15 protein-coding genes are annotated in these 13870 nt (G+C 40.8%); all 15 read right to left on the bottom strand.

What is annotated here, in order from left to right; genetic code table 11:
- Positions 1–9 precede the first annotated feature (9 nt).
- A complete protein-coding gene (locus IPL83_10750; protein ID MBK9039626.1) occupies positions 10–828 on the bottom strand; it encodes a class I SAM-dependent methyltransferase in 819 nt (272 codons plus the stop codon).
- A gap of 359 nt (positions 829–1187) precedes the next feature.
- Positions 1188–1610 carry a transposase gene (locus IPL83_10755; protein MBK9039627.1) on the bottom strand — a complete coding sequence of 141 codons (423 nt, stop codon included), beginning with the start codon at positions 1608–1610 and terminating at the stop codon, positions 1188–1190.
- Between the two features lie 258 nt (positions 1611–1868).
- Positions 1869–2408 carry a hypothetical protein gene (locus IPL83_10760; protein MBK9039628.1) on the bottom strand — a complete coding sequence of 180 codons (540 nt, stop codon included), beginning with the start codon at positions 2406–2408 and terminating at the stop codon, positions 1869–1871.
- Positions 2409–2471: 63 nt separating this feature from the next.
- Positions 2472–2708 carry an IS66 family insertion sequence element accessory protein TnpB gene (locus IPL83_10765; GenBank protein ID MBK9039629.1) on the bottom strand — a complete coding sequence of 79 codons (237 nt, stop codon included), beginning with the start codon at positions 2706–2708 and terminating at the stop codon, positions 2472–2474.
- A gap of 507 nt (positions 2709–3215) precedes the next feature.
- A complete protein-coding gene (locus tag IPL83_10770) occupies positions 3216–4187 on the bottom strand; it encodes a hypothetical protein (protein MBK9039630.1) in 972 nt (323 codons plus the stop codon).
- 2 nt (positions 4188–4189) lie between these two features.
- Positions 4190–5056: an arginase family protein gene (locus IPL83_10775; protein ID MBK9039631.1), complete on the bottom strand. Its 867-nt coding sequence runs from the start codon at positions 5054–5056 to the stop codon at positions 4190–4192.
- Entirely contained in the window at positions 5040–5816 is a 777-nt protein-coding gene (locus IPL83_10780; GenBank protein ID MBK9039632.1) for an ABC-2 family transporter protein, read from the bottom strand. Before IPL83_10780 ends, IPL83_10775 begins: the two co-directional genes overlap by 17 nt.
- Position 5817: 1 nt before the next feature.
- The gene (locus IPL83_10785) at positions 5818–6582 is read right to left on the bottom strand and encodes a hypothetical protein (GenBank protein MBK9039633.1); all 765 of its coding nucleotides are present in this window, start codon (positions 6580–6582) and stop codon (positions 5818–5820) included.
- 9 nt (positions 6583–6591) lie between these two features.
- The gene (locus IPL83_10790; protein ID MBK9039634.1) at positions 6592–7518 is read right to left on the bottom strand and encodes an ATP-binding cassette domain-containing protein; all 927 of its coding nucleotides are present in this window, start codon (positions 7516–7518) and stop codon (positions 6592–6594) included.
- A gap of 33 nt (positions 7519–7551) precedes the next feature.
- On the bottom strand, positions 7552–8781 hold the full coding sequence (locus IPL83_10795) for a YcaO-like family protein (protein MBK9039635.1): 1230 nt from the start codon (positions 8779–8781) through the stop codon (positions 7552–7554).
- A 5-nt stretch (positions 8782–8786) separates the two neighbouring features.
- Complete coding sequence (locus IPL83_10800; protein ID MBK9039636.1) at positions 8787–8975, bottom strand: hypothetical protein; 189 nt, start codon at positions 8973–8975, stop codon at positions 8787–8789.
- A gap of 283 nt (positions 8976–9258) precedes the next feature.
- A complete protein-coding gene (locus IPL83_10805; protein ID MBK9039637.1) occupies positions 9259–9972 on the bottom strand; it encodes an SDR family NAD(P)-dependent oxidoreductase in 714 nt (237 codons plus the stop codon).
- Positions 9969–11324, bottom strand: a complete 1356-nt coding sequence (locus IPL83_10810; GenBank protein ID MBK9039638.1) for an FAD-binding oxidoreductase — start codon at positions 11322–11324, stop codon at positions 9969–9971. The genes IPL83_10805 and IPL83_10810 overlap by 4 nt, the downstream gene beginning before the upstream one ends.
- Positions 11312–12223 (bottom strand): glycosyltransferase family 2 protein, encoded by a 912-nt coding sequence (locus IPL83_10815; protein MBK9039639.1) that lies wholly within the window; start codon positions 12221–12223, stop codon positions 11312–11314. The genes IPL83_10810 and IPL83_10815 overlap by 13 nt, the downstream gene beginning before the upstream one ends.
- A 143-nt stretch (positions 12224–12366) precedes the next feature.
- Positions 12367–13707: a hypothetical protein gene (locus IPL83_10820; protein MBK9039640.1), complete on the bottom strand. Its 1341-nt coding sequence runs from the start codon at positions 13705–13707 to the stop codon at positions 12367–12369.
- Between the last annotated feature and the right edge of the window lie 163 nt (positions 13708–13870).

The raw sequence follows: 13870 nt of genomic DNA on the forward strand, positions 1-13870 counted from the left end.
GCTAAATATTTAGAAAAGTTCAATATATCGTGTCCCATATTCTTCTTGGTCGTATTCAAGCACTAAAACCGAAAAGCCTTGAAATGGTCTTAAGCGGTTTGTTACGTCACGGATTTGAAACAAGCGGTCGTATATTGCCGAAAAGACTTCCGGTCGATCATCATTGAACAACTTCATGGCTCTTGCGACTGTAGATCGACAATAGTGGATCAATTCGCTCTTAGTTTCTTGAACAAGTGAAGATCTCTGTTCATAAAGAACTCTAAATCCGCTATAGTGGCTCATTACGCTTTTATAGGATATTTGGGTGGGTGTGATACCAAGGACATCTCTTGCTTCAATTAATAGATCATCAGGGATAGGTTTCCGCGCAAAAAAAGGTGCTGCAAGGATGCAGCCATTGTGGTCAAAAAAACCGATCAACCGATCAATCATTTGTTTGGGATCCGGAAAAAATCCAAGTGCTCCGCCAACAACAATATGGGTTGGTCTTTTTAAAGGTGAAAATACCGTCGCATCGCCCTTTATAAATGACAAAGCGCCAGAGCTAATCTCACGTTGCGAGTTTCTGTTGGCCGCGTCTATCGCCGGACCACTGAGATCAACACCCTCCCCCGTACATTTTGCAATTTTTTGCAACTCTCTCAGCGAAAATCCGGTGGTACAGGCAATTTCCACTATATGGGATGAAGATGATATGGAAGAATAATTGGCCCACTGGTGAACCGTAGATAGGGAGCCTGGAGGTACATTTGTTTGGTTTATAAGTCCGACGAAATCCGGATATGGAGCGGACACAATTGCATCTAAAACCAGTCTGTCTTGCATTACGGTATCCGTTCATTGACCGTGAATGACTACTTCGAAATTTTGTGTGTAGTTCCATGGCATCCAGTTATCAGGGTTGGACCTGACCAGTTCAAAGTTTTTTTGAATGGACACCATATAGTCAAAAGCGTTGGCCTCACTGATGTCACAAGTTTTTATAACTGAGAGAAGAATGTCGCCCACGAAGGCCCCGTATTCACTTTTAAAGAAGAGGAAGTTTTTTCGGTTTAGAACGGGGTACGGAGCTGTTGCTCGAGGATATTGTTGTCGATGGGGCTCCTGGGTGGCGGAGAAATGCGGTGAGCCCCTTCCAATGCTTCTGCATGTATTTGACGCCGGCTCCTAGTTTTGAATTGGGCTCAAAGGAGTTTGTTGGGAAATACTTTGTCAATCCAGGTTTTGAGTTCCCCCATCGGCTGGGCACTTTTCTCTTGGTGGTATTGGAGGCGCTCTTCGGGGGATAAATTCACATCTTTACAGTGCCGTTCGTTTGCATAGACCTGAGAAATAAGGCCCAGCACAAATTCGCTTTCTCTTTTAAAGTCCTGCTCGATATCCTTAAATTGCCTCCGACCGTGGGTGAGACACAGGTATTTCAATATCTCCTGGGCTCGGTCTTTGATATTATTCATATTCAGAGCATCTGACATGATGGCAATGGGACCCTGACTTTGCCGCCGAGTCAGGAGCTCTTCCAAATTCTCTCCACTGTATTTCCTTCCGGTAAAATATAGAATGATTTTTCCCTCTGGAGTTTCAGAAAGAATGCCCGTGGTGTACATGCCGGTTCTGTTTTTGGTATTTGGCTCCTGAAGTTCATTCTCCTCATGAGGGAGAGAACTCTGGCCTTGGTGTCATCAATATAGAACAACGCTCCCTCCGAAGCCTTTCGGACCATGACCTTCCAAACCAGAATCATCTGGTTGGCCAGGTTTTCCGTCTGAGTCCAGAGTGTTGATCGAGCCACAGGAGCCTGAGCTTTTCTTGTAACTTTTCAAGACGGTAAAATGGCAGAGAGGACTTATAGTGAAGAATGGCTATCATGGCTTTGGCTTGTGCGTCGAATTTTTCCTCCCTTTTCCGATAAACTCAGCCTCAAATATTTTGCCACACAGGTTACAACGAAGTTTCTGGGTCTTGTGAACGCTCACTGAAAGTGGCGGATTGCCCGTCACGCGCACATAAATGCCTGGATTCCAGTTGTACACCCTCCCTTTTTGACAGTCCGGACAAGGGTCCTTTTCCTTTAGATTTACAATCTCATAATTTTGGACACTGGCCGATGGGTAATGATCGTGGCCATGGCGACCACTGCCTCCGGTGTTCCCATGAGCAGGCTTTTTCTCCTGAGGGTCTTTTTGTTGAACTTTCTCTGATTGCTTTCCAAATATCTTGCGCAATCTGGCGATGGTGGCACTTTTCAGTCCCACCAAACGATCTAATTCAATCAAGGCTCTGAGAGAATTGATTAATTCTTGACGAGTTTCTTCCGTTAAGTTTGAGCTCTCAATCTCGTCAATCAGCCGATGAAGCTTCTCATCTGTCATCTCAATGTGGATCTTCTTCTTGGCTTTCAACATCGGAAAAGTCTTCCGCTGATTTCACAAAATTGGAAGTACTTTTCCATTCTGTTTGTGGTGCGGCTAAATCGGGATTTCCATTCCAGATAAGAACTGCCAACTCTGAGGCTCGTAGCTCACCCGAGACTCCTCTCCCGTCCTCCACCACTTAAACGATCCACGACTGAGCCGCTTATGAAATATCCAAAACCCCTGGGAGTCATAAACCAATATCTTGAGAGATTTCCTCGATCTATTGGAGAAAAACAAAGAGCTCCACTCATGGGGTCCTTCTCCATCTGCTCCTTGCAAACTCCACAAAGGCCATCGATTCCCTTACGAAAATCCACAGCTCCGCAGTGGATATAAATCGGTGAGGACGGACTGATTTGAATCACCGATGAATTTCAATCGTCAAATCAGAAAGTCGTAAAACAACTCGAGGTGCCTCAACTGTTAGATCGGGGAAAACTTAATAAAGGGCCCAGAATTGTTTGGCACAAAATTCCTCCGCCGAAGCTTAGAGGCGGATCGTTCCTACTTGCTTTGGATTGAAAAAATCCGGGCGATAAACTGAGTTCTCGACGCAGGAGGCGGTCATCAAATAGCTCTCGCAGACCAAAAATCCGACTCCTCAGTTCATCAGGAAATTTCTCCTGAGGAGATTTCTTCCTGACTCGCCAGGCTTCGATATCTCTCCTTAATTCTTGCAGAAAATCTGAAGTCATTGGTTACCGCCTTTGAAAGTGTCAATCGGCGGATTTTACTTAAAAAAATATCAGATTCCATTCACGGTCAGTGAACGGATACAGTGCTTCACGGGCCAATTTAAACTATCACAGTTTTCGTAATTAAAAATAAAAATTCTCGATTTAAATCATGTTGATTTGAATCAATTGGAAAAATATTTTCAGGAGCGATAATATCAAAAACATTTCCGCCTAAAATAACTTCAAAATCAACAACAGGATCGTGCGTACCTAGGAGGTACTTAATATGCTTACTGATAGGAGGATGAGGTGGAAAATTATCCAATACATTAAATATCTCTGGATTACTTTTTCTGAGATCGTCAAGGTGGATATATCCATTGATTGCGTAAATGTTCCGAACAATAGAGAATATTTCGATATAAGACGAAAACACACATCCAAAGCTGTGTGCTACTACTAAATCTAGGTTTATACCCGTTGCCAAAATATCAACTAAACATTTTTTAAATTCCAAAAAATCAATTTTGTTTTTTTCGGAAAACGTTTCTATATAGAGGTCACCTGTATAAGAAGGAATGGAAACATCATATCCTTCTTGAAGAAGATAACTAATGCCAGCAGAATAAGCTCCCGTCAAATAGCTAAATGGCCCACCCTTTAGAAGGACAGTGTTTCTTTTATTTTCTGGCCTTGAAAATAGAATGCTATTTTTATACGGCTGAACCCGACAGTTCTCCGAAACAATGACAAATCCACTTAACTTTTCATCGATCACATTTCCACTAGAGAGTTCAATGGCCTTGACCTTCAATCCATGTTCTTCATCTTTCCAAATTCTTTGCCAATCAAAACCACACAGGATGTTCACAAGCCCATCGCAAGTAATTTCCAGTCGATTCAAATATCTTTTCAAGTTTATTTTATGGGAGGTAGTTTGAATGGTAAGGTCTCCCACATCTGGAACGATATCTTGCGCGGAGGTAATTAAATTTGTTATCACGTATGCCCGATTGATACACCAAACTTGAGTTTCCTCGATTTCAATATCTGGTGGTCTTTGAAGCGCCTGCTTAATTTTTTGTTCCATATTCAGGTAGCTAGGGACTGTATTGATCTTGCAATCAAATCCAATAAAATAGCCGTATTTTTTCCTGTTTTATCTATGGATGGATTGAATTCACAAAAATCAATGCCAAGAATTTTTATTTTCATTTTTTTCAAAACTTCAAAAGTATCATAAACATGGAAGTCATTGAGACCGTGTGCCACAGGAAAATTAACAGCATCAAAATAAATAGGATTTAAACAATCTAAATCCACACTTATGTAGCAAGGGATATTAGGTGATAGATACTTTTTTAAAAGCTCTTCATTGGGAATTCCTACTGTTGAAATCTTAGGTGACATTTTAACAAATGGCGAAAAGCCACGAATTCCAACTTGTAAAACCGTTACAACCTCTAACCAGGATAGAACATAACTTACAAAATTCGAATGGGTAGGCAGTTCCAGTTCAGAGATTTCCCCCAGGTCCCTATGTGCATCAAAATGAATAAACTGGAACTTTTTCACCTGTTTTTTTAAGGAACTTAGCGCATAATAGGTGACCAAATGGTCTCCGCCCAGGATAAGTGGGATTTTTCCCATTTCATATAGAAAACCCAAAACCTCTTCGAAATGGTTAAAGTATTTTTCTAAATGCATAGTTGGAGAAAATAATATATCTCCAACATCAGATAAGCTGTTTGAACGAAGAATCACCTTCGAATCAGCACAAGAATAGAGATCCTGTTCTGCTAATTTATGAAAGGATGAGTATTGTCTTAAGACTTGAGGAGCATGTTCGCAACCTCCACGACCATTAATTGTTCCAAGTTGAATTGGCGCCCCAACGCAGACAATTTGTCCATCCGGACCAAAGGATGATCCAAAAAGAGTATTACTGTTCTTTTGCATATTTCTTTACACCACGAATCCAGGAAAATCGATTTAGAATAACTATGATAGAAATACCCAACAAGAGGAACCCGACTCGAGACAGATTTAAGTCATATAAGACTGAAGTTGGAAACCACATCACATATACAGTTGGGATAAAGCTTAAAAAATATTTTATAAACCAACTTGGATAAGTTTCTTTAGGTCTCGAACCAAGTTCCAGACTGAGCTCTGAGAGTCTCCAAACTGCTGAGTTAAGAGGAAACCAGAATGAAATATGTACAGATATTCCCATGACAAGCGCGTAAGTGATAAAGCAAAGAATAACGGAACCTATAGCACCTAAAATCTGGGCCATTGAAAGTTGAAATAAAACTGTTTTGTTTGCAAGTATATAGATTGGAACAATCATAGCGCCCAAAGCTTCAAGTCCTATTGTCGAAAAGGAATTCAAGAATTGACTATCCATGGGCCGAATGAGACTGAGATCAATTTCTCGGTCATAAATTTTAGACGGCAGGTCATCATGGGAAGGCTCTAAGAATATATTGTACAGTGCCGCGCTAATATAAAAAAGTGAGGTTAACAAATAAAAATCCTGGCGGATCGCAGTCTCTCCGGCCGCGGCCCGATCACTCGTTAACAAACTAATAAACCAAAAGTTCCCAATCTGAATGATGCATAAGCCAACTAGCCAGCCGATCAGGTAGCTTCGAAAAGCAAGATGACGTTTGAAAGACAGGACAAGAATGAGGAATAGATAATCTAAGTATTTCATACTAATCACCGACAATCGCAATTCGATTTTTAGCATTTGAATACAGAACGTAATAACCAAAAGCTAAAACCAAATTCCAACAAATAGCCGAAAAAAGTATTGCAAATTTGACTTCGTATGAGAGCGAATTTGATAAAACAGCTGCTTGAAGCCCCCCAAGGAGTCCAAATGGATTAAATAAAGAAACCTTATATTCAAATAATTTGAGATAAGGAATTAGGCCGCCCCCAAATACAAAAGTCAGAGCTTTAGCCAAGTGCAGGAGAAAATGATTACTTTCAAAGTACAGTGCCAGAACGCCAATGCACATACCAAAAATACATGAAAAAACGAGTCCCAGACAAATAAGTAACAAAGGAAATACTCCGAAATAAATATCTGGCAGAGGGTAAATAAGAAATAAAAGAATGATTAAGGCTGGTATTATAACTGACAGCCGAGATATCAATGTTCCAAGCCAACTCCCGACCATTACTCTTAGAATGGAAACTGGTCGGTATAGATAGGATTTGATTTGCCCATTTTCAACTTGTTGTCCAAACTCTATTCCGTGGGTCCAAATTGATACAGTGGAAAATAGAAAATAAAAAAAATAATAGGGTGCCAAATTTAATTTTTCGGACTGGTTTGTATTCATCCACAATAGCATCGGGATTCCTGCCAATGACAAATCCAGAAGAACAGACGCTACCAGTTGACTTCGCGCCAATGTGACCAACTTAATTTTAATAAAAGCAAGCGCCAGAACTTTTCTAAAAAGCATCATATAGGTCCTCTACTGAGTGGCGGCTAAAAAAACAGTTTCTAATGAAGATGGTTCGATGCGAAGGCTAATTGGTTTTAACGAAGCTGCAAATTTCAGAACGTCCTGGATATTTTTTTCACCAATCGTCCCAGAAATAACGAGTCGGTCTTCATCAAAAGTGAGACCCGGTAACAATGAATAGTCAGGTGCCTTTTCAACTTGAATTGATACGTCAACCAAGTTGTTTGAATATTTTCTTCTTAACTGTTGAATGTCGCCGGAATAAATAAGTTCTCCATGATTCAAGACAAGAACCTTCGAACAAACACCCTCAATATCTTTCATGTTGTGGCTAGTGAGAAGAACCGATTTTTTGAATTCAACAGCGACCGTCTTAATGAATTCGCGAATTGTTTGTTGCGAAGCCAAATCTAATCCTACCGTTGGTTCATCGAGAAGTAGTACCTCAGGGTCATGAATCAATGCCATCATCAATTCACCTTTCATCCGCTGGCCCAATGACAAATTGCGAACTGGTCGATCTAGATAATTTTTTATATCTAGCATATGGCTGAGATTCGAAATGCGCTGAGAAGCAATTCGGGGAGGAATTTCGTAAATTATTCTTTGCAACGCTAAAGCATCATTAATTGTTAGTCGAGGAATGAGCTGACTCTTCTGGCCAAATACCACTCCAATTTTCATTAGAAATTCTTTTTCTCTGTCTTCAGGTCTATGTCCCGAAACGCTAACCTCGCCAGCGTGTGGAGAAAGTAAGCCAGCCAAGATTTTTTGAATTGTTGTTTTGCCCGCACCATTTGGCCCTAAAAGAGCTGTGACTTCACCTTCGCTTATATTGAAACTGACACTAGACAGTGCTGCAACCGAAATAAACCTTCTATTAAATATATCATGGAAAAGCGCCAGCCCCCTGTTCTTCGAGTAAAGGTTTTGTATTCATAGGAGACGTCCTTAACTAATATTCCCATATTAGACCCTGCTTAATAGGTAAGCTGAAGGCTTAACTAACCATCCATCTTCAACCATAAAAAAATTATCAGTGCCTGGTAAATAACTTTGAACAACACTAACACCTGTTCGACTCGACCGATATAAATGGCGCACAAAGAGTTCGTCAAACTCCGTCAATAAAATGGTCTGAATAATTTTAACTTGTTCACTTACAGAAATTTTCGGTTCATCCTCAAAGGTTTCCTCTTCATCTTTGAAAAGAAGATGAAATTTTCGAATATCTTCAAAGTGTGGTAGTTCGATGCTCAAATCACTCATTCGTAGCTCATCGGCAAGATAAACTTCGGAGTGCACAGTCGATTGAGAAAATACAACCAGTTGGAGAAGCTCTGCAATCGCCCGTTTTACAGCGTGTCTTGGGCTAAGTGAGGATCCCGAACCAACAAGAGGATACGCAAGACCTGGTATTGAGCAAATAGAAACAAAAGTTGGTATTCCAAACTCATTTTGCAATTTGAAAGACCTAATATTTGTGGCCTTCATTTTTTTAATTTGATCTACATAGTCTTGGAGAAACAATAGTGATTTAGGAGGAATCTCAATCGCGCGATGGTCAACTCCAGAAAGACAGCGAAAAAAGAATAGGCCTTTTGAAATGCGTTCTATTTGTTCTAGCATTGAATGAAGTAGTGCTTCTTCAAGATTTGCGCCGGACGAAGTACCATTTGAATTTCTGCTCCAAATTTCGTTCTCAATTATTAGCGCCTGGTAAAAACCACATCGCTCGGAAAAGAATGAATCAGCAGCATGGCCATCAAACAATATGTTAGGCACAAACATTTTCTTTTTCGATTTATTTCCAATAAAAAATCCTCCCCAAATTGGAGAGCGAATTTTATCCCTTAGTTGTTCAATGTGAGGATGAAGGATCACACAATCTGAAAGACTATTTAGGTCGATGGAACTTGAAGATGAAATCTCAGTTTGAGAATTAGATACTAAATGTTCAAATGCTTCATAATAACTCCCGATGACGTGTTCCGAAAAAGTTCCCTTCCCTCCGCCACTTTCTGAAATTTGTCCGTAGGTTAACTTGACAGAGGACGCGCCAGTTTCTTCAGAAAAAACTTCCCACTCTCTTGTTATGCTCAAGGACTCAAGTTCAGTGAGGATTGAATCCTTAGCTATTTCAAGATTTACCTGCCGCTCGAATGGGATCACAGCACAGGCGGCAGAGGATATTTCCATAGAAACTATTTTTGCGCAGCTTTGTACGCTAAGTACCTTGCCCTAATTAAATCTAAAGCGCTTTGATCAATTGGGCTCGCTCGCTCTGGACCCAATTTTCCGGTGGCTGTTTTCCCACGACCTAATACCCTCATTGAAAGTCTCTTTTGAATTTCCAGAGAGCTCATTAGCTTTGTTGCAATTTTTTTGTTCATCTTTTCCTCCAATTAAATAGATAAAAAACCAATTTCTTTGTTGTCTGGCATTTGGCCGCGGCAGCCCGTCTGTACTACGATAGCCGTCGCGCGTCAATAGGAAATTTCTTATTTTTTTCCTCTTTGGACAAAGCGAAAGATCACCAAGAAATATATAACTTTTGGCGGTTCATCCGGGATACCGAGAATCAACCGAATCCTGGCTCACGGTTTTAAGGGCCAACCCAACCGCCGCCCTAGCGAGTTTCAGGCTTGGAGGGAATTACTTCCGCACGTCAACTCGTCAGAACTGAATCTTTCTATATACAACCCACGGGAGGTTCCTAAGGACGAAACAAACGAGGCGCCAAAATCCTGGGTAATAATATATCCCGGTCGCCTTTTTTTCTAAAATCCTACCTACCCTATTGGCAACCCTTTGCGGGTCTGCTACTGGAAAAAGAAGACGTTTACCTAAGCTTTGTTGAGATTTTAAATACCCTAATTGAAATAAAAATGGTCGAATGTTTAGCCGGTCCTGAGAGTGCAGAAGACTCTCAAAAAAACTAGTAAGTGCCCGCTTCGCAGCTGAATAATAAATATTACTCCCTCTACCTTTGGTTTCAGCAATAGAGCCAAAGGCCACCAAATCGATCTCACGCATTCCCTTATTTAGTAGAACATGATTAATAAAGTGGAACGTCGAAAGCGCATTCACTTGAAATATCTCACTTCCGATTTCCGATTGCATGCCCCACAGATCCCTTTCATCAGAAATTCCAATGGGGAAATAATACCTATCTGCGGTCACAGGAAGGGTCAAAACCTCTGCGACGATCCTAAAGTCAATTTGGTGGATCTCGACAGATACGTTAAATCGCAGTTGAATATCGTGACTCATAGCTAACAAATCACGGCTATCCGTTGCCACCAAAAAAAGGTCATGCCCTTTCTCTGCTTCAAAGGCAGCTATCGACCGACCCAGGGCTCCGCTCGCTCCAACTATTAATGCCTTCATAATTGTAGCCTTTTTGAAAGAGAATTTTGAAAAATCCTAGCGGGGTCCCATTTAAGCAACCTCTCTTTAAAAAGATCATACTGCGGATAACACTCTCTAACAACCCTGAGGGGGAGTCTTGAATCCTTAGCGATATTAGGAACTGCCTTTGCGCGTACGACAATCTCGTCCCAATATTCCAAAAACCTCTGAGAGGTATTGGTTCGCGGAATATTTAAAGCAATCACAATTCCCGACCCTTGGAAGCGCAAAAGATCTGGTTTTCCCGAAAACAATTTACAAGAGGCCAAAGCCACTGATTGTTTGAATTTTCTTAATCCATTCCTTAAATCTGAAATTACCGATTCAAATTCGTCAAAGGGGACTAAAACTTGCGATTCATGAAACCCAGATTTCCCAAAAAGGCTGAAATAAAAGGTTTTTTTAGAGACAGGGAACATGAATGAATAAATTGATTCGCGCCTCCCCTGGCTCCTTGGCCTTTCCAAATACGAATAGGCCCTATTCATCATTGGAAGGCTAAATTTATTTAGCAACGAGCAAGGCAAATATTCACGGCCATCTGAACTCAATTCTCTAAATTCAATTTCGGGAATTTTTTCTAGGTCTACCGCCCTCTCGTCACAATCAAATTGTCCAACTTTTAAAAATCCCCTTCCCCAATATTTCGACGACTCCAAATCATGCCAAGAATAAAGCATGCCATATAGACTTGAATTTTTTAAAAGTAACTCAGGGAGATCCTTAAAACCCGGCACACCTATATTGTTTGAAATAATGATTTGGGATTTTACCTTTTGTAACTGGAGACCGACTGTAACTATGACACCAGTCAGCCCCCATCCACCACAAGTTAGGTGAAAAAGCTCCTCGTTTTCGTTTCTACTGCATTTAATGAATCCATGACGAGGATGGTACACCGTTAAAAAAACAACTTGCTCCTTAAAATTTCCGTCCGAAAATTGATTCTTCCCATGAACATCCGAAGCTACGCATCCTCCGATTCGAATTTGGGGGTGACCGGGCTGCGTCCCCAAATACCAATTACACTTGATAGATTCCTCTGCCAACTTACCGAGAGTCATCCCCGACTCCACTTCGACAACGCCCGCTGACTTGTCAAAACTAATAAATCGATCAAACACACCCATATCAACAACGACGGCCCCTCCCCCAAAGCTCAGAGGAGGATAGGACAATCCCGCACCCCTAACAGCAAAAGAATATTTTTGGGCAAAGACCCTTTCAACTCCTCTGTATCTATCGGGACAAAACAGTTTTGATTCTTCGGACGAAGACCCGTCAAAACTCCTGAGATTTACTGTTGCGAATGGTTCACTCACTTTGGACATTGCCGTACGCTATTTCTAAGAATTAGATTTGCATTGGGCCGGCCAAGGCCATTCTTATAAATACGCGCAATGTAAATTGCGTTAAACATTGTTCCCATAGCAATATACAACATCAAAAGAGTGTCAAAATGAGTGGCAATGACACTTGTCTGGAAAAATAGACTCATCAATGCAATAGTTACGACAATCGGAAATGAATAGGCCATGAATCTAAGCGGAAGAGTCGACGACGATAAAATTCCAGCAACGGCAAAAGTTGTCATACGAAAGAGGTTATAATGAGTGTCACCAGCAATGCGCTTATGCCTTTTGTATGGAATCCCTTTAAATACAAAGCCGACTCTCCCAATCGAAGCTCTTATAAATGGGAATGAACTTTGATCTTTAACAATGGCGTCTCTAACTTCAGAAGTCATTAGGCAGAATTCAGCCATATCTACAAAGAACTTTTCATCTGAAACAAATCTAGTGATGCGATAAAAAATCTTTCGTGCCAATTTCATCAGTGAACCTTCTTCGCGGTCCACCCGTTCTCCATAAACGATATCATATCCTTCCAACTGGACTTCTAAGAAATCAACTATCATCTCGGGAGGGTCTTCACAGTCAACATCGATAATCGCTAGGAGGTCCCCAATGGCATTCTTAAGTGCAAACTCAATCGACCTCTGATAGCCAACATTAGCCGACAAGCCAAAGTAAAAGACTCGATCATCTTTATCTCTTAAACCCTTTATCATCCTTAAAGTTGAGTCCGTAGATGAGTTATCAACGAACAATAAGTTACAATCGTATTTACCCGATAATTTATCAAAAACCTTTACCACCCGATCATAAAACAAAAGGACTGTCTTCTCTTCGTTGTGAACCGGACATATCAACGTAAATAATGGTTTCATATAAATCCTAGCTTATTGATCAAAAGTAAAAGGGTTGATTTTCAAGCCCTTAAAAACTCAACAATTAATTTCTACTGTTTGCAGATTCGGGCAAAGAGTGGTCTCCGTCCAAGAGAAAAGACATCTCTCACCATTCCCTCCCCTTAGCGCTCTTCCTGCTCCAAAATGGACTTGATGCTGCTCACATTCAACTCCTTCATCCTGATGAGTTTCTCCCCAATGTCCAATGGATAGAGAGTCTCACATACCGTATTGCCGCCAATTAAATAGTAGTTTTTTATACAGCGAACGCCTGCCTTCTTTTGATCTGAATTCATGCGATGGGCATTAAAATTCCAATTATCAAAAAAGGCCAGAAAAACGACACCGTAACTTAATCTCAGAATTAGCCGGCGATTGGCCTTGGGCCAATGAGTCCTCATCACTTCAATTAAAGCCAACCAAAAACAGGGCAATAATAGCATAGCAATTTCTGAGTATCGTGATGCCAATGCCTGCTCTAAACCCATATGAGCCCTGCCTACGGCTACGGCAGCTAAGGCCAGCAAAATAGATAAAGCAATAGCCTGCCATCTGGGCTCTGGGGTACGAAGATCCCGCCTCATTAACCTCATCAAATATAGAATAAAACCCCAAACAAGGGTTCCGACAACAATTGCGCCAACTGTCTGCACCAACCCAAGTTCTTCAAATCCAAATGCACGCCCAACCAAAGTGAAAAAGTATTTCCAGTAATCCATTTTCCAAGGCATTGTCAGAATGTTTTCTGGAAGTGCCCCCAAAATAGTGCGCCAGAATAAAAATAACAGTAAGAATATTGAAATCGAACTAAGCGAAAGAACCCATCGGTGCCTTAAGCTCTCTTCACGATCCTTTTGAAGATTCTGGTAAAAACTAAAGGTGAATACCACAAAGGCAATTGGCACTCCTAAGGACAAATTAAATATTGAGAGCCCAGGCAACAGTCCCGCCCCGATAGCTCTGACCCAGGAGTTCTTTACAAACGAATTCAATACGATGGAAGAGAGGCTAAAAATTAAAACCAAATGATAGTGTATTTCCCAAGGCCAGCCTAAGTTCTCATGCGCGTTTCTTGAGGCGAATAACAGAAGCGTGCCTAAAAGCAGTCCCTTGTATTCACTAAAGAGTTTGCGAAAAACCAAATAAACCAGCAAGACCAGAATCACATAAAAGATATAATTTAAATAGGCTAAGTGGATTAAATTCAAGTTATCGAATTTATAAGACAACCAAAAAATAATTTTGGTAAACGAATGGATGTGTTCATTATGGGGAGTTAAAATCCATTTCAAAGAAAAATTTGGGCTGAGAGCGCCAATTGAAAACAGCTCCCATTCATCCCAAAAAGGTACGTTTACTGAATACATTTGAATATATAAAAAATGAACGAAAAAAGCACCCGCCACAAAAAGTCCGGCCAGTAAATCCCAATTCCTCGAAAGCAAGTCTCTCAACTTCTTCACTACGATGACCTAAGGCAGAACAAAACGTTTTTGCCAAGAGACTTCCTAAAATCTCGATAATTCCTTTTCAAATCTACTCCTTGAACTTGAACCCTGTCCGTCTATAAAAGATCCAAAAAATTGTGGAATTTTTAACTGAATCCAACTGGTAGCGCAAATCTGA

Source organism: Bdellovibrionales bacterium (assembly GCA_016716765.1).
GTDB lineage: Bacteria > Bdellovibrionota > Bdellovibrionia > Bdellovibrionales > UBA1609 > JADJVA01.